The organism is Ensifer sp. EB106-03-01-XG145 (assembly GCF_058792075.1).
Genome location: NZ_JBYTEC010000006.1, coordinates 31,408 through 46,618, shown reverse-complemented (window position 1 = coordinate 46,618; position 15,211 = coordinate 31,408). Strand labels below are relative to the sequence as shown.

The 15,211-nt window shown below is 62.8% G+C and carries 14 protein-coding genes; 5 read left to right on the top strand and 9 right to left on the bottom strand.

All coding sequences use genetic code 11. The features are described 5' to 3' along the window. Positions 1-16 precede the first annotated feature (16 nt). The 3 genes from AC3WWH_RS16345 to AC3WWH_RS16335 all read right to left on the bottom strand — a co-directional run bounded on the left by AC3WWH_RS16345 (position 17) and on the right by AC3WWH_RS16335 (position 2,436). The gene (locus AC3WWH_RS16345; protein ID WP_057253166.1) at positions 17-478 is read right to left on the bottom strand and encodes a BA14K family protein; all 462 of its coding nucleotides are present in this window, start codon (positions 476-478) and stop codon (positions 17-19) included. Between the two features lie 144 nt (positions 479-622). Next, complete coding sequence (locus AC3WWH_RS16340) at positions 623-838, bottom strand: cold-shock protein (RefSeq protein WP_057253168.1); 216 nt, start codon at positions 836-838, stop codon at positions 623-625. A 701-nt stretch (positions 839-1,539) separates the two neighbouring features. Then, entirely contained in the window at positions 1,540-2,436 is an 897-nt protein-coding gene (locus AC3WWH_RS16335) for a DMT family transporter (RefSeq protein WP_492377118.1), read from the bottom strand. An 88-nt stretch (positions 2,437-2,524) separates the two neighbouring features. On the opposite strand from AC3WWH_RS16335, the gene AC3WWH_RS16330 reads away from it, so the two are divergent. After that, on the top strand, positions 2,525-2,956 hold the full coding sequence (locus AC3WWH_RS16330; RefSeq protein WP_058321112.1) for a hypothetical protein: 432 nt from the start codon (positions 2,525-2,527) through the stop codon (positions 2,954-2,956). A gap of 23 nt (positions 2,957-2,979) precedes the next feature. Here AC3WWH_RS16330 and AC3WWH_RS16325 read toward each other — a convergent pair whose 3' ends face one another. The 4 genes from AC3WWH_RS16325 to AC3WWH_RS16310 form a co-directional block, all read right to left on the bottom strand. Continuing rightward, the gene (locus AC3WWH_RS16325; protein WP_058321111.1) at positions 2,980-4,167 is read right to left on the bottom strand and encodes a PQQ-dependent sugar dehydrogenase; all 1,188 of its coding nucleotides are present in this window, start codon (positions 4,165-4,167) and stop codon (positions 2,980-2,982) included. Positions 4,168-4,250: 83 nt separating this feature from the next. Next, positions 4,251-4,919 carry a class GN sortase gene (locus AC3WWH_RS16320; RefSeq protein ID WP_244495684.1) on the bottom strand — a complete coding sequence of 223 codons (669 nt, stop codon included), beginning with the start codon at positions 4,917-4,919 and terminating at the stop codon, positions 4,251-4,253. After that, positions 4,909-7,263: a marine proteobacterial sortase target protein gene (locus AC3WWH_RS16315; RefSeq protein ID WP_058321109.1), complete on the bottom strand. Its 2,355-nt coding sequence runs from the start codon at positions 7,261-7,263 to the stop codon at positions 4,909-4,911. Before AC3WWH_RS16315 ends, AC3WWH_RS16320 begins: the two co-directional genes overlap by 11 nt. After that, the gene (locus AC3WWH_RS16310; protein ID WP_143032948.1) at positions 7,233-7,544 is read right to left on the bottom strand and encodes a hypothetical protein; all 312 of its coding nucleotides are present in this window, start codon (positions 7,542-7,544) and stop codon (positions 7,233-7,235) included. The genes AC3WWH_RS16315 and AC3WWH_RS16310 overlap by 31 nt, the downstream gene beginning before the upstream one ends. Before the next feature lie 180 nt (positions 7,545-7,724). Here AC3WWH_RS16310 and AC3WWH_RS16305 point away from each other — a divergent pair, with 180 nt between their 5' ends. Beyond that, positions 7,725-8,927: a pyridoxal phosphate-dependent aminotransferase gene (locus AC3WWH_RS16305; RefSeq protein WP_057253175.1), complete on the top strand. Its 1,203-nt coding sequence runs from the start codon at positions 7,725-7,727 to the stop codon at positions 8,925-8,927. Positions 8,928-9,052: 125 nt separating this feature from the next. Here the strand turns inward: AC3WWH_RS16305 and AC3WWH_RS16300 are convergent, their stop codons facing one another. Then, positions 9,053-9,358: a helix-turn-helix domain-containing protein gene (locus AC3WWH_RS16300; protein ID WP_057253179.1), complete on the bottom strand. Its 306-nt coding sequence runs from the start codon at positions 9,356-9,358 to the stop codon at positions 9,053-9,055. A 219-nt stretch (positions 9,359-9,577) separates the two neighbouring features. On the opposite strand from AC3WWH_RS16300, the gene AC3WWH_RS16295 reads away from it, so the two are divergent. Next, complete coding sequence (locus tag AC3WWH_RS16295) at positions 9,578-10,468, top strand: LysR substrate-binding domain-containing protein (RefSeq protein WP_112946622.1); 891 nt, start codon at positions 9,578-9,580, stop codon at positions 10,466-10,468. 121 nt (positions 10,469-10,589) lie between these two features. Here AC3WWH_RS16295 and carA read toward each other — a convergent pair whose 3' ends face one another. After that, a complete protein-coding gene (carA, locus tag AC3WWH_RS16290) occupies positions 10,590-11,795 on the bottom strand; it encodes a glutamine-hydrolyzing carbamoyl-phosphate synthase small subunit (protein WP_057253181.1) in 1,206 nt (401 codons plus the stop codon). Between the two features lie 325 nt (positions 11,796-12,120). On the opposite strand from carA, the gene AC3WWH_RS16285 reads away from it, so the two are divergent. Together AC3WWH_RS16285 and dnaG are read left to right on the top strand one after the other, a co-directional pair. Beyond that, positions 12,121-12,570, top strand: a complete 450-nt coding sequence (locus tag AC3WWH_RS16285; RefSeq protein WP_057254340.1) for a GatB/YqeY domain-containing protein — start codon at positions 12,121-12,123, stop codon at positions 12,568-12,570. 570 nt (positions 12,571-13,140) lie between these two features. Beyond that, on the top strand, positions 13,141-15,165 hold the full coding sequence (gene dnaG / locus AC3WWH_RS16280) for a DNA primase (RefSeq protein ID WP_057253182.1): 2,025 nt from the start codon (positions 13,141-13,143) through the stop codon (positions 15,163-15,165). Positions 15,166-15,211 lie beyond the last annotated feature (46 nt).

The window sequence follows — 15,211 nt, the reverse complement described above, 5'->3', positions numbered from 1 at the left end:
GTATGCTCTGCGCCGATCAGCCGGCGGTGCAGAAGTAGCTGCGGCCGTCGTAACCGCGGAAGGTGCCGTTGTCCGGGTTGAACGAGCGGTAGCGCTGCGAGCAGTAACGGTACCAGGACGGCGTCCAGGGCTCGAGCGAGCGGTAACCGCCGCCATAGCTGCCGCCGCCGTAGTTATCGACGACAACCGGACGGGCCTGATAGACCGGGCGAGGGCGATAGACCGGGCGCGGCTCGTAATAATCGTATTCCGGTTCCGGATCGATATAGACGCGCTCGCCGTAGCCGCTGTTGTAACGCGGCTGCGAGGCGATCGCGCCGCCGATCAGCGCGCCAGCGGCGAGGCCCGCTGCGCCTGCCACCCATGCATCGTCATTGTTGTGGTGATGGCGATGGTCTGCCAGCGCGGCGCCGGAGGTCGGGACGATCATGGCGATTGCGGCGACCGAAAGAACGGCGGCTTTGATGAACGTGTTCATGGGCTTCAAATCCTATCGCATGGACCGGATCAATCCGGATTTCATGAGAGGACGTTAATGCCGCCACTGTGAACCGAGCCTGAACAAAAAAAACCCGGCAAGCCTGCCGGGCTTCAACTTTGAATCTGTCAGCGGATGTCGGCGTTAGCCGGCGATCTGCAGGTTGACCGCCTTCGGGCCTTTGCCGCGGCGATCCGGTTCGGTGTCGAAGCTCACCTTCTGGTTTTCCGTCAGACCGTTCAGGCCGGAGGCCTGGACTGCGGAAATGTGTACGAAGATATCTGCACCACCGTTGTCAGGCTTGATGAAACCAAAGCCCTTGTCGGTGTTGAAGAATTTTACAGTGCCAGTTTCGGCCATGCGTCAGGTCCTTTTCTCTCCACCCGTTTGACGGACGGGCAGCATTGCAGTTTTGCCCGAATGGGCGTTGGCAGGCAGTTCTCGACGTTTGAGGAAAGGGTCCTGTTACCGCAGCCAGCCATTGGAGAAGTTGCATTTTCATGCGTCTTCCCGGTCTGGCCGCCCGGAGTTTTGCGTCTCCGGCCCGCTTTTATTTCAAGATCTTCCCGTGTTCGCAGATTGCCCGAACAGAGTAAGAGTGATGGGTTTATTTTGAATTGGCAAGCAAAACTTTTCGAGCGTGGTATTGCGTCTTGTCATTGCTCAAAAATCGGTCATTTCCGCAGCTGTTGCCCCTTCTTCAAGATATATCGCAAGCTGTTGAAATCACAGCTTTTTGAAAATGAACGCCGCAAAATTGAGTGGGTTTTTGCTGTTTTTCGATGCAGCCGCAAGGAGGCCAGTCGAATGCTGGCGCCGTCCGGTATTCGCAACTCTCTGATATGTTTGATGCTTCTCGCGTCGTACGTTTCTTACGTACGATTCTTGCAGAAAACCTACAGGTATTGAATTGGACCGGTCGATTGCGCCCGCTTCGCGCCTGGCGGCGAAGCAACGATTTGATGGCCCGGTACAATAGCAAGTAAAGCGCCAGTCCGGCGTTTGGACCGGTCGCTGATATAGTTCATGGCGCAGTGTCGGTTGCGCTCGCAGAGGCCAGTTCAGGCCGCAGCTTCCGCGCGCCGATTTTTGGTCAGTTCGGGAATGATCTCGACGGCAAGCATTGCCGCGAAGATGATCGCGCAGCCGGCATAGCCGATCGGGGTGATGATCTCGCCGAGCAGCAGGACACCGAAGAGGGCAGCAAAGAGCGCCTCGCTCGACAGGAAGATGGCGGCCTGCGGCGAAGTGGTATAGCGCTGGCCCACCACCTGCAGGATGAAGGCGAGGCCGCTCGAGAAGATGCCGGCATAGAGGATTTCGAAGAGAGCGCCTTCGACAGCCGCAAAGCTCAGCGGCTCCATCTTCACTGCGAAAAGCAAGCCGAGCACTGCGCAGACGGCGAACTGCGTCATCGACAGCAACATCGGCCGGCCGCTGCTGGGCGCGAAAAGGCCAACGAGCAGCATTTGCACCGCCCAGAACAGGGCGCACAGGATCGTCAGGTAGTCACCGCCGGTCAGCGCCGACAAGGTGCCGCCGCTCAAAAGGAAGATGCCGAAGAGAGCCATCAGCGCACCGGGCCAGATGACCCAATGCGGCTTGCGGCGCAGGAAGATGACCGTCAGCACGGGCACGAAGACGACATAGAGCCCGGTGAGGAAGCCGGAATTGGTGACGCTGGTGTCGAGCAGGCCGAACTGCTGGGTCGCTGCGCCGGCAAAGAGTGCAAGGCCGATGAAGATGAAATTGCGCACGGTCGTGAGCTTGAGCGGTTCGGCCGCCCGCTTCGTTTCCATGATGGCCAAGGGCATGGCAACCAGCGTCGCGATCGCAAATCTGAGCGTGATGAACCACAGCGGGCTGATCGCATCCATGGCCGTCGACTGTGCAACGAAGCCGGCGCCCCAGATCGCGCCTGAAATCAACAGCAGCAGATTGGCCTGAATGCGGGGCATGTCGGTTCTCCTCGGACAGGCGCCGTCTAGCAGTTGCGTTCTGGGCGGGCAAGGCTCATCGTCAGCGTCTCGGCGCTCGGAGATGGTGATGAATGACAGCGGATATTCCGGCACGCCGCTTGCCCGCAAGCTGGGTTTGAAGGACGGGCAGGCGGCGCTACTTCTCGGCGTTCCGCCCAGCCTCAGCGAAATCACGGACTTTTCCGGCTTCTCGACTTGCGAAATCGTGCTCGGTCCGGCCGGCGGGCGCAGCTACGACTATGTCCATGTGTTCGAGACGCAGAGGTCCGTATTGGACGGGCTCGCGCCGGAGGTTGCGGCCCGGCTCAGGCCTGACGGCATGCTCTGGATTTCCTGGCCGAAGAAGGCGTCGAAGGTGGCGACGACGCTGAGCGAGGACGTGCTGCGCGATATCTTCCTGCCGCTTGGCCTCGTCGACGTGAAAGTCTGCGCCGTCGATGCCGTCTGGTCGGGACTGAAGTTCATGTTCCGCAAGGAGTTCCGCGGCCAGCTGTCGTGAGGCGGCAGCGACGGGCTCAATTGCTATTGCGTCGCGCCCTTGGAGACGCGGAGAACGGCGCCATTTTCCTCGTCGGTCACCATCAGCAATGCGCCATCTGGCGCGACGACGACGTCGCGGATGCGGCCGAACTCGCCGTCGAACAGCCGTTCCTCGGCGCCGATGGCACCGTTGTCGTCACGCTCCAACCGCGCGAGAAGCTGGTACTTCAACGCGGCAACCAAAAGGTCGCCGTCCCACTCGGGAAACATCCTGCCGCGATAGATGGCGAGCGCGCCGGGGGCGATCGAGGGATCCCAATAGAAGAGGGGCTGATCGAGGCCGTCCTTCGCCGTGCCTTCGCCGATCTCGGCGCCGGAATAGTCCTTGCCGTAGGTGATGACCGGCCAGCCATAGTTGTGGCCGGCCTGCGGATTGTTGACCTCATCGCCACCGCGCGCGCCGTGCTCGACCGTCAAAAGCGTGCCGTCCTTCGGGTCGAAGGCGATCCCTTGCGGATTGCGGTGACCCTTCGACCAGATCTCCGCCAGGCCGCCGGTGCCGCCGCGATAGGGGTTCGATCCGGGAGCGCTGCCATCGGCGTTGATGTGCAGGATGGCGCCGGCATGATCGCGCGGGTCCTGCGCCCGATCGCGTTCACCGCGGTCGCCGATGCCGAAGAACAGGCTGCCGTCGGGCGCGATCGCAATGCGCGAACCGAAATGCTGTCCCTTACCGGTGAACTTGCTCATCCGGAAGAGTTCCTTGACCTCGGTGAGACCGCTCTCGTTTTCGGCAAGTTTCGCGCGCACGACGGCGGTGCCGTAGCCGCCTTTGCCATTGGCGGCCAATGTCAGATAGAGCGTCCTGTTCTTTGCGAAACCAGGGTCAAGTGCGATGTCGAGCAGGCCGCCCTGGCCACGTTCAGCGACCTTGGGCACCCCCTTCAGCGGCTTCGACACCTTGCCGTCGCGCACGATCCTCAGCCGGCCGGGACGTTCGCTGACGATCAGCCCTCCATCGGGTAGCGCTTCGACGGACCAGGGGTGTTCGAGGCCGGCCGCCAGGGTCTCGACGCGCAGGGTGCCGTGCTGGCTCGGGAATTCGCGCGTCTCTTGGGCGTGAGCGCCCAAGGGGGCGGCGATCGCGGCCAAAGCGACGAGCACCGCGAGCGACCGGGTGTGCCGCCGCCTACCTAGCTGTTTCGACGCTGCTGCATCCGCTCGCCGCATTGCGCTTCTCCGGGCCGATTCGTTCAACTGGCACGCTGGAGCGGGAGACGGAGCGGTTCAAGTCACATCCGATCAAAAGCGGTTTATTTCGAGATCGAGCCTGTCGTCAGCGACACCGGCCGTTGTTCGCCGATGAGCTCGGCATTGACGATATAGCGCATCGGCCCCTGTTCGATCGCATCGAAGGGCCAGCAGGTGGCAAGCGCCAGATGGTGGCCGGTGGCCGATGCGTTGATGCCGCTTTCGTCCCAGCGGGCGACGCGGCTTTCGCCGGCCCGGAACAGGAAGCGGCGGCCGTCCTTGCGCGTCAGCACCAGGAGGTCGCCGGGATTGACGTCCTTCAGCCAACGGAAATGCGTGTCGCGGTGCGCGGCGATGACGGAGGTGCCTTCGTCGCCGGGCAAGGGCGTCGTCGTCAGCCAGGCGGGGCCGAAGGCGAGCGCTTCGCCGCTCGCGCCTTCGAGCACGACCGCAGAGCGGTTCAATCGCGGCGCGGTGATCTCGGCGGCGGTCTGAAAGTCGGCCCAGGGCCAGGGCTTGCCATCCGGGTTGCCGTGCAACTGCGCCTCGAAAGTGCGCTTGAGAAGCACCTGCGAGACCTCGGCCTTGGCCTTCATGTAGAAACCTTTGCCGATCAGCAGGAGACCGGCAAGGGCAATGAGCGCGATGATCGCGAGCACGATCGTCTCGACCGCCGAGAGGCGGGCGAGAAAGCCCGGGCCTGGCTCGGGCCTTTCGTTGTCAGCGGCCACGGCGGCGCACTCCCGCAAGCACGACGGCGGCGATCGGCGCGCGCCAGAAGACAAAGGTCGTGCCGGCGAAGAGGGCAAAGGCCAACAGCATCAGGCCGATCAGGATCTGCTTGTCCGCTTCCGTTGCCGTCTGCGGCAGGGTGACCTGGTTGTTGGCCTCGGCGATCATGCCTGCCGCCCGTGCGGTTGGTGCCGCCAGCATGCGGTCCGCCGTCACCATGGCAAGCTTGGTCCGGCTCTCGACCGCAGCGTCGCGTTCGTAGACCTTTCCGGGGGCGCTCTCGACGGGCGCTTCACCAAAGACCTTGCCGAAGTCCCAGCCGGCCGGAAGGTTGAGCGGCAGCCTGGTTTCGGCCTGTGGCTCGCCGGCCGGACGCGAGGGCGTCGCATCGACCGCGACGAGGCTGGTGACGCGGGAGACGAGGTGATGGGCGAGCGCCACGGTCTCGATCCGCTTGTCGAGCGTGGCGGGATCGGCAATTGCAGCGGCACTTGCCTCGAGATCATCGATCTTGCGCCGCGCCCAGAGCTTGGCGATACCCTGGCCGGTGGAGGCCTTGGCGATGTCCATCTCGACCCGCCAGGGCTGGTCGCTGGCTTTGCCGAGGATCTGCAGCTTGCCTTTGGGTGCGGTGCCATCGAGTTCGGCGGTCAGCACCACCGGCTCGCCGCGATAGAGATCGGGCATGGGGTTTGGGGTGATGTCGCTTGCCGATGCGGCCTCGAAGCTCGCGGAGATATCGGTCATCGCGGGGCTTTCGAGCTTGGTGAAGAGCTCGCCCATGCGTGTCGCCACCTGGCTCTCCGAGCCGATCAGCGTGAAGGTGCCGCGGCCGTATTCGGCAGCCTTGGTCATGAAATGGCTGTTGGGGGCGGAGCCGATGCCGACGGTGAAGACGCGGGCGTCGCCGCGGTTTTTCTGGATCTCGTCGAAGAGCTGCGCCTCATTGCCGATCGCGCCATCGGTCAGGAAGACCACCTGGCGAAGCGCGCCGGCCTGAACTGGACCCTGCGTGCGCAATGCAGCTTCCAGCGCGGGCAGCATTTCCGTGCCGCCGTCGGCGGTGAGACCGCGGACATAGGCGATCGCATCCTCGCGCTTGTCCGGTGTCGCCTCGGTGAGCTCAGGAAAATGCACCGACATCGTGTCGTCGAAGCGGATGACGTTGAAGCGGTCTTCGGGCTTCAACCTGGAGATCGCCAGCGCCAGGCTCTCCTTCGCCTGTTCCATCGAGGGGCCGGCCATGGAACCGGAATTGTCGATGACAAAGACGATCTCGCGTTTGACCGGCTTGGCATCGGTCTCGCTTGCGGCAGCCGGTGGCGTGACGAAGGAGAGCAGGTAGGTCTTGTTCCCGACTGTCTCCCGGAAGAGGCCGGCATAGGGGCTCTTGCCCTCGATCGCGTTCCAGGTGAGCTCGAAGTCGCGGTCGGCCGGCACGCTGTCGCCCTTCAGCGTCACGCGGCGGCTGAGATCATCGAGGTTGGCGATATCGACGTCATGATAGCCGGATTTCACCTCGCCGAGGGGGAAGCCTGCCTTCAGGTTCACCGTCAGCGTGACGGGATTGACCTTAGCGTTTTCCTTGGGGTCGAGAACCGGCGCTTCGACCTTTTCACGGTCGGGAACCGGATCGTTGACGGCATAGCCGGTGCGGCTGTCGAGGTCGACGGTCTGAACGATCGGCTGCGGATTATAGCGGGGCGCGACCACCATCGGGAAACGGAGAGAATAGAGGCCGTTCGATTGACGGACCGCGCTCTGGTACTCGATCTGTATGACGACCGTTTCGCCGGGGCCGATATTGGCGACCTGGTTGGTGAAGATGTTCGGGCGCTGTTGCTCGAGCAGTGCCGCCTTCTTGCCCTCGGCCTTCGCCTGTTCGTAGATCTCCTTGGCTTCCTGGCGCGGCTTTATCTGGCCCTCGATGAAGCGGTCGCCGATCTGCATCTTTAGCGTATCGACCGCCGAATCCTCGGGCAGGGGGAAGACATAGGTGCCTTCGACCCAGCCCTTGCTGGGGTTCTCGAAGCGCTGGGTCACGCGGGTGCGCATGATCGGGCCGTTGACGTCGATCGTCACGTCCGTCGCCAGCCGCGGCGCCTCGACGAAGTAGCCGGGTTCCTTCGACGGGAAGAGCAGGGCGCCCGCGCCGATATCGTTGGGGCGAACATAACCTGCCATCTGCTGAGGCTTGGCGTCGGCAGTTTCGGCCGCGGCCTGGGTCATCAGGCCGATGATCATCAGGATGCAGGCGGCGAGCGCTGCGATCGCCAGATACATGCCCCAGCGCGCTTCGTTCTGCCCGGTTTTCAATGAGGCGATTTCGTCGTCGAGAAACATTGCATAACCCCCGTAATGCGAATGTGTTCGGATGATCGAAGAAAAGGCCCGGAAACCGGCTGTTGCAGGACGGAATTGCGGCGGACCGCGACAGTTGTGATGGCCAAATTATGGCATTTCAAAAAATGCCGAACGCCGCTGATTTTTTTGAATAAATCGCGATCAAGAACCGTTTCCGACTGATACGTTTCGTGGCCGTTCAAACGACCGCCATAATTCCTTTTTTCGGCGCTGGACTTGTGGGCGAGGATCGCCTCGGGATCGCGACTGGCGATCGACAACGCTGATCGCACTCATGAAACTTTGTCATGGTGACGCTTTTTGCCCGCGTTTCCGGCGTTTTTGCCGTTCCGGCGCTTGCAAGACCGGGCGTCTTTCGACATAGACCTAACCGCTATGGAGCCTGGCTTTTTACGTTCCGTAGCGATCACCTCGTCTCGAAACGATCAGGACCTTCACCCATGGCCTTCCTTGCCGATGCCCTCTCCCGTGTAAAGCCTTCCGCCACTATCGCCGTTTCGCAGAAAGCCCGTGAGCTGAAAGCGAAAGGTCGTGATGTGATCGGCCTCGGCGCCGGGGAGCCGGACTTCGATACGCCCGACAATATCAAGAAGGCGGCGATCGACGCCATCAACCGCGGCGAGACGAAGTACACGCCGGTCTCCGGCATTCCGGAACTGCGCGAAGCGATCGCCAAGAAGTTCAAGCGCGAGAACAACCTTGATTACACCGCCGCCCAGACGATTGTCGGCACCGGCGGAAAGCAGATTCTTTTCAACGCGTTCATGGCGACCCTGAACGCGGGCGATGAAGTCGTCATCCCGGCGCCCTACTGGGTCTCCTATCCGGAAATGGTGGCGCTGTGCGGCGGCACGCCGGTGTTCGTCTCGGCCACCCAGGAAAACAACTTCAAACTCACGGCGGAGGACCTGGACAAGGCGATTACGCCGAAGACCAAGTGGTTCGTCTTCAACTCGCCGTCCAACCCGTCGGGCGCTGCCTACAGCCATGCCGAACTGAAGGCGCTGACGGACGTGCTGATGAAGCATCCGCATGTCTGGGTGCTGACCGACGACATGTACGAGCACCTGACCTATGGCGACTTCAAGTTCGCGACCCCGGTCGAAGTCGAGCCCGGCCTTTATGACCGCACGCTGACGATGAACGGCGTCTCCAAGGCCTATGCCATGACCGGCTGGCGCATCGGCTACGCTGCCGGTCCGCTTCAGCTCATCAAGGCCATGGACATGATCCAGGGTCAGCAGACCTCGGGCGCCACCTCGATCGCGCAGTGGGCGGCCGTCGAGGCGCTGAACGGCACGCAGGACTTCATCCCCGAGAACAAGAAGATCTTCGAAGGCCGCCGCGATCTGGTCGTCTCGATGCTGAACCAGGCCAAGGGCATTGCGTGCCCGACGCCGGAAGGCGCCTTCTACGTCTACCCGTCCTGCGCCGGCCTGATCGGCAAGACCGCGCCGTCGGGCAAGGTCATCGAGACGGACGAAGATTTCGTCTCCGAGCTGCTCGAATCCGAAGGCGTTGCCGTCGTGCATGGTTCGGCCTTCGGTCTCGGCCCGAACTTCCGCATTTCTTACGCAACCTCGGAAGCTCAGCTCGAAGAGGCTTGCCGCCGCATCCAGCGTTTCTGCGCCGCCTGCAAGTAAGCGCTGGCAATCGCATCACAAAAAGCCCGCCGGAAACGGTGGGCTTTTTTGTTCGCAGATCGATTCAAGCGGTGGCCAATCTTATTCAGGCGGATCGGCCAAGGCATTGAAATTTTGTCAGAAATTCACGCACCGGGAACCTCGTCGTCGCCGACGACGCCACCCTCGCTTTCCAGGATCGAGAGGCGGCGAGCCTCGGAGCGCGTGAACTTCAGCTGCACGCCGATGCCGCGTTCGCCTTCCGGCAGAAACACTGCGCCGGCATGTTCGAGTGCATGCCTCAGCGATAGGATTGTCTCGTCGCTGGGCGTCTCGAGCTTGCGTTCGAACCTGAGGATCGTGTCTTCGTCGACACCTGAAAAGCTTGCCAGCATCTCGCGCGAGATTTCGATCAGCGCCCGGGCGGCGCGGCACTGTGGACCTGTAATCATCGTCACCTCCAGTTGCACGGGAGGATGCGCGAAGCCCGGCGAAGGGTCAACCGCAAGTCACGTCCGTGACCTCATCCGTCAGCGGGTCAACATTGCGAAGGGGCCCAGCCTCTCCCTGGATATTCGGTTTCAATGCGGGGCGATGAATTTGTGGACGGTCTTTTGAAAATTGGCCAAATACGGACATGTCATCCATAGGCGTGGACATCGGGAGCCGCGATGCGCAATCTCAACGACTTCATCATCTTCGCCCATGTGGTCGACCATAGGGGCTTCGCGCCGGCTGCGCGTGTGCTCAACGTGCCGAAATCGACGCTCAGCAAGCGCGTGGCGGAGCTTGAGAAGATGCTTGGCGTCCGGCTCATCAACCGCACGTCCCGCCGCTTCACGGTGACCGAGATCGGCGAGGACTTCTATCGCCATGCGGCCGCGATGCTGATCGAGGCGGAAGCGGCTGAAGCCGTGGTCAAGGGCAGGCTTGCAGAACCAAGCGGCACGGTGCGCATCACCGCTTCGGTGCCGACTGCGCAGATGACGCTTTCGGGGCTGCTGCCTCAGCTGGCGCTAGCCTATCCGAAGATGCGGGTGGTGCTGCATGCGACCGACCGCTTCGTCGATCTGATCCAGGAAGGCTTCGATATCGCCGTGCGCGATCATTTCGCGCCCTTGCCCGATTCCGGTCTCGTCCAGCGGCGGGTCGCCTCGGAAGTCATCTGGCTCGTTGCCGCACCCGGCTATCTCGCCCGACGCGGCACGCCTGCCGAGCCCGCTGACGTCGACGACCATGATGGCCTGCTCACGTCGCTCGTAAGCGATGGTTGGACGCTGCGCAACGCGGACGACGCCACCATCTCGCTGAAGCCGCAGCCACGCTTCGTCGCAGACGAATCGCGTGTGCTGCTCGAGGCGGCATTGTCCGGGCTCGGCATCACCGCGCTGCCGCGCAAGCTCTGTCATGCCGAGATCGACAATGGCAGCCTCGTGCGGGTGCTGCCCGACTGGCAGGCGGGGCTGGTCACGACAACGCTTTTGATGCCGCATCGGCGCGGCCAGCTCCCGTCGGTCCGGGCGGTTGTCGACTTCATTGCCGACCGTCTCGCCGACGGCTGACAGACAAAACGACGAGCTGTACTCCCGCCTCGGTGGACGCGATTGGCGATATCGGCCGATGCCCTGTCGCCAAAGAAAAGGCCCGCGCGAGGCGGGCCTTTTGTCCGAATGTTTGTTGCGCTTAGCGCTCGGCCAATGCCGGCTCGCCCTTCTTCTCGCGCACGAGGTTCATGAAGCGGCGGAAGAGGTAGTGGCTGTCCTGCGGGCCGGGCGAGGCTTCCGGGTGGTGCTGGACCGAGAACACCGGCTTGCCGGCAACGCGCAGGCCGCAGTTCGTGCCGTCGAAGAGCGAAATGTGAGTCTCTTCAACGCCTTCCGGCAGCGACTTCGAATCGACCGCGAAGCCGTGGTTCATCGAGACGATCTCGACCTTGCCTGTCGTGTGATCCTTGACCGGGTGGTTGGCGCCGTGGTGGCCCTGGTGCATCTTCTCGGTCTTGCCGCCGAGGGCCAGCGCCAGCATCTGGTGGCCGAGGCAGATGCCGAAGACCGGGATATCGCTCTTCAGCAGGTTCTGGATGACCGGCACGGCATATTCGCCGGTTGCCGCCGGGTCGCCCGGGCCGTTGGACAGGAAGATGCCATCCGGCTTCTGCGCCAGAACTTCGTCGGCGCTGGTCGAAGCCGGCATGATGGTGACGCGGGCGTTGAGGCCGGCGAAGAGGCGCAGAATGTTGCGCTTCACGCCATAGTCGAGCGCGACGATATGGTAGGCGGCATCGGTTTCGCCGAGCGTCGAATAGCCCTCGTCCCAGACCCAGGGCTTCTCGTCCCAGCGCGAGGACTGGCCCGAGGTCGCGACCTTGGCGAGGTCGAGGCCTTCAAGCCCGCTCCAGGCCTTGGCTTCGGCCTTCAGCGTGTCGATGTCGAAGACGCCCTGGGGGTCATGGGCGATGACGGCGTTCGGCATGCCGTTTTCGCGGATCCAGGCGGTGAGCGCGCGGGTGTCGATGCCGCAGAGGCCGATGATGCCGCGGGCCTTCAGCCAGGCGTCGAGGTGCTTGACGGCGCGGTAGTTCGACGGCTCGGTGATGTCGGCCTTGAAGATGACGCCGACCGCGCCGTGGCGTGCTGCCGGCGTCAGGTCTTCGATGTCTTCGTCATTGGCGCCGATATTGCCGATGTGCGGGAAGGTGAAGGTGACGATCTGGCCGAGATAGGAGGGGTCCGTCAGGATTTCCTGATAGCCCGTCAGCGCCGTGTTGAAGCAGACTTCCGCCTGCACCTTGCCGGTCGCGCCGATGCCCTTGCCTTCGATCACGGTGCCGTCGGCCAGAACGAGCAGTGCGGTTGGTTTTTCATTGGTCCATGCGGGTGTCGCGGTCATCGTTCCTATCCCGTTGCGGCGTGAAGCGGGGCTTGAAAGCCCGGCGGTCGATCGCCATTTCATGTGCTCAGGCATGGACGCGCGGAATCCCCGCGGAAAGTGCTCTCATGCCGATGTCGTGCAGGTGCGGGAAAATAGCCAAAGCGCTGATCCGGGTCAACCGGCCGCTGTGAATTGTCAGGAAATAAAATTCCTTTTAATTCAAGCGGTTGCGTATTCCGTTTGATTGCGCCTGTCACACTGGTTTAAGACGACGACAACAATGATGGTTTCGAGCCGGTTCCGGGCAGAGCACCGCGGGCCGGTTTCGACATGGAGTATGGACATGCGCGACCAGTTCGCTGACGCACTGAAGGAAGCCCTGAAAGCCAAGGACACACGGCGTACCTCGACCGTGCGGCTGATCCAGGCGGCGATCAAGGACCGGGACATCGCCAATCGTGGCCTGGGCAAGGACCCGGTCAGCGACGACGACATCCTGCAGATCCTCGCCAAGATGATCAAGCAGCGCGAAGAGTCGGCCCGCATCTATGACGAGGGCGGCCGGCCGGAGCTTGCCGAGCAGGAGCGCCAGGAAATCGTGATCATCAACCAGTTCCTTCCGGCCCAGCTTCCGGAAGAGACGGTGCGTGAACTCTGCGCCTCGGTGATCCAGGAAACCGGCGCGCAAGGCTTGCGCGACATGGGCAAGTGCATGAACGTGCTCAAGGAGCGCTATCCGGGCCAGATGGACTTCGCCAAGGCGTCCGGTCTCGTGAAGGAACTGCTCAAGTAAGAGCTCGTTCAAGTAACTGCGCACGCCCGGCCATAGGTGACGGGCGTCGCCTCCTCGGCGTTCGCAAGGATTTCGTTTTCGAACGCGCGATCGATCCGCGGTGTTGCGGCTGGCGATATCGTTGGCGACGACATAGTTGATGAAACGACCGCTATAGAGGCCGCTCGACAGATCTTGGGGATCGCGGTCGTGATGGAGGGCAGGGCCGGATTGGGCCATCAGCCAGCGTTGCTGCGAGGCAAAGATCGAAGCGAGGCGCGGGTTATCCCCATACATGGAGACCATGCCGCGGGCGTAATCCAGCACGGTGCTGAAGAAGACGGGACTGGACGCGAGCGCTTCGACGGCGATGGCCATGATGGGTGTTCCAGTTCGGGACGCCGAATTGATGCCATTCACCTTCGGCGAGTCAAGCTCTACTTTTGGTCATTGGAAGATCTCAATTGCGTCTTTTGGTTGTGGAAGCGGGCGTGAATCCCGTTTCCGTCCTGTGAATAGCGGGCAAGCCGGATCACTGTTGTGGCGTCCAGCGGCCTTGCCGCCTATATGGAAGATCGACCAGAGGTTTTCATGCGCTTTTCACCATCCTTTCTCGACGAGATACGCGATCGCGTGCCGATTTCGGACGTGATCGCCAAACGCGTCACCTGGGATCGGCGCAAGACCAATGTCTCGCGCGGCGACTATTGGGCCTGCTGCCCCTTCCATGGGGAGAAGTCGCCGAGCTTCCACTGCGAGGATCGCAAGGGCCGGTACCATTGTTTCGGCTGCGGCGTTTCCGGCGACCATTTTCGCTTCCTGACCGATCTCGAAGGCTTGAGCTTCCCGGAAGCCGTGCAGCAGATCGCCGACATGGCGGGTGTTGCGATGCCGCAGCCCGATCCTCAGGCCGAACGCCGCGAGAAGGAGCGCACCAGCCTTCTCGACGTCATGGAGCTGGCGACGGCGTTTTTTGAGGATCAGCTCCAGACCGCGGGCGGCGCCAAGGCGCGCGCCTATCTGCGCGAACGCGGCCTGACGGGCCGCACGATCGAGACCTTCCGCCTGGGCTTTGCGCCCGACAGCCGCAACGCGCTCAAGGAATTTCTGGCCGGCAAGGGCATCGGCAAGGAGCAGATCGAGGCCTGTGGCCTCGTCGTGCACGGGCCCGATGTGCCGGTTTCCTATGACCGTTTCCGCGACCGCATCATGTTTCCGATCCTGTCGTCACGCGAAAAGGTCATCGCCTTCGGCGGTCGCGCGATGTCTCCGGATGCGCCGGCGAAATATCTGAACTCCAACGAGACCGAGCTCTTCCACAAGGGCAACGTGCTCTACAATTTCGCCCGCGCCCGCCGGGCCTCGCAAGGGGCCGCCCGCCTGGGTGACGCCGGGCCGGACGATGCCGCCGGAACGATCATCGCCGTCGAAGGCTACATGGACGTGATCGCGCTGCACCAGGCGGGCGTCGAGAACGCGGTTGCGCCGCTCGGCACGGCATTGACCGAAAACCAGCTCGACCTTCTCTGGAAGATGACGTCGCAGCCGGTGCTCTGCTTCGACGGCGATGGCGCCGGCATCCGTGCCGCCAATCGTGGCGTCGACCTGGCGTTGCCGCACCTGAAGCCTGGCCGCTCGGTGCGTTTCGCGATGCTGCCTGACGGCAAGGATCCGGACGATCTGGTGCGCCACGAGGGTCGCGCGCCCTTCGACAAGGTGCTCGCCAATGCGCGATCCCTTGCCGACATGGTCTGGCAGCGCGAGATCCAGGGTGGATCGTTCGACACGCCTGAGAAACGCGCCGAGCTCGAAGCGCGGCTGAAGCAGGTCACTTCCGTCATCGCCGACGAAAGCGTGCGCCGCCACTACGGCCAGGACATGCGCGACCGGCTGAACGCCTTCCTGCAATCGTCGGGATCGGGGCGGGGGGGCGAGCGTCGCCCATTCGAGCGTGGCGGCGGCCGCGTAGGGGGCAAACGGTCGATGCAGCCCGCGGACGCGTTGAAGGGCGCTATTGTCGAGGCGGGGACTGCTGCCAGTTCGAAGCTTAATCAGTTGTTGAAAGCTGACCGCTCAACGAGGCCGCCAGAGTTACGCGAAAGCGTGCTGGCGTTCACCATCGTCAACCACCCGCAGCTGCTGTTCGACGAGTATGACGAAATCTCGACGATCGAGTTCGACCATCGCGACCTGCAGCGCTGCTGGGCGGCGGTGCTGAATGCTGCTGCCGCGCAGGGGCCGCGCCTGACGCGCGAAGGCCTGATCGAGCAACTGGATGGGGAAGGCTTCGGCGCACTGCTCGCCGCGATCGACCAGCAGATCCGCTATGCGCGGCTCTGGACCGCGACGACGGCTGCAGCCCCCGAGGATGCGCGCGAAGGTTATCTGCAGGCTCTGGCTTTGCACCAGCGGTCCAAGGCGCTGCACTGGCAGCGGCGTGAACTCGAGCGTGAGCTTGCGCATGCGACGGAGGAAGGCGACCTCGAAGCGGTGCCGCAACTGCTGCGCACGCTTCAGGAAGTGCAGCTCGAAGTGACTCGTCTTGAGAACCAGGAGGCGATCATCGAGGGTTTCGGGGTGCTTTCCGGTCGCGTGAAGGGGCCGGCGGCGCGTTAATCTAAAAACTCACGCTGCCACGCTGAAATCCTGCCCGATCTTAACA

Coding starts and splice junctions, on each gene's coding strand:
- AC3WWH_RS16345 (WP_057253166.1), bottom strand. CDS start 478: ATGAACACGTTCATCAAAGCCGCCGTTCTTTCGGTCGCCGCAATCGCC.
- AC3WWH_RS16340 (WP_057253168.1), bottom strand. CDS start 838: ATGGCCGAAACTGGCACTGTAAAATTCTTCAACACCGACAAGGGCTTT.
- AC3WWH_RS16335 (WP_492377118.1), bottom strand. CDS start 2,436: ATGCCCCGCATTCAGGCCAATCTGCTGCTGTTGATTTCAGGCGCGATC.
- AC3WWH_RS16330 (WP_058321112.1), top strand. CDS start 2,525: ATGAATGACAGCGGATATTCCGGCACGCCGCTTGCCCGCAAGCTGGGT.
- AC3WWH_RS16325 (WP_058321111.1), bottom strand. CDS start 4,167: ATGCGGCGAGCGGATGCAGCAGCGTCGAAACAGCTAGGTAGGCGGCGG.
- AC3WWH_RS16315 (WP_058321109.1), bottom strand. CDS start 7,263: ATGTTTCTCGACGACGAAATCGCCTCATTGAAAACCGGGCAGAACGAA.
- AC3WWH_RS16305 (WP_057253175.1), top strand. CDS start 7,725: ATGGCCTTCCTTGCCGATGCCCTCTCCCGTGTAAAGCCTTCCGCCACT.
- AC3WWH_RS16300 (WP_057253179.1), bottom strand. CDS start 9,358: ATGATTACAGGTCCACAGTGCCGCGCCGCCCGGGCGCTGATCGAAATC.
- AC3WWH_RS16295 (WP_112946622.1), top strand. CDS start 9,578: ATGCGCAATCTCAACGACTTCATCATCTTCGCCCATGTGGTCGACCAT.
- carA (WP_057253181.1), bottom strand. CDS start 11,795: ATGACCGCGACACCCGCATGGACCAATGAAAAACCAACCGCACTGCTC.
- AC3WWH_RS16285 (WP_057254340.1), top strand. CDS start 12,121: ATGCGCGACCAGTTCGCTGACGCACTGAAGGAAGCCCTGAAAGCCAAG.
- dnaG (WP_057253182.1), top strand. CDS start 13,141: ATGCGCTTTTCACCATCCTTTCTCGACGAGATACGCGATCGCGTGCCG.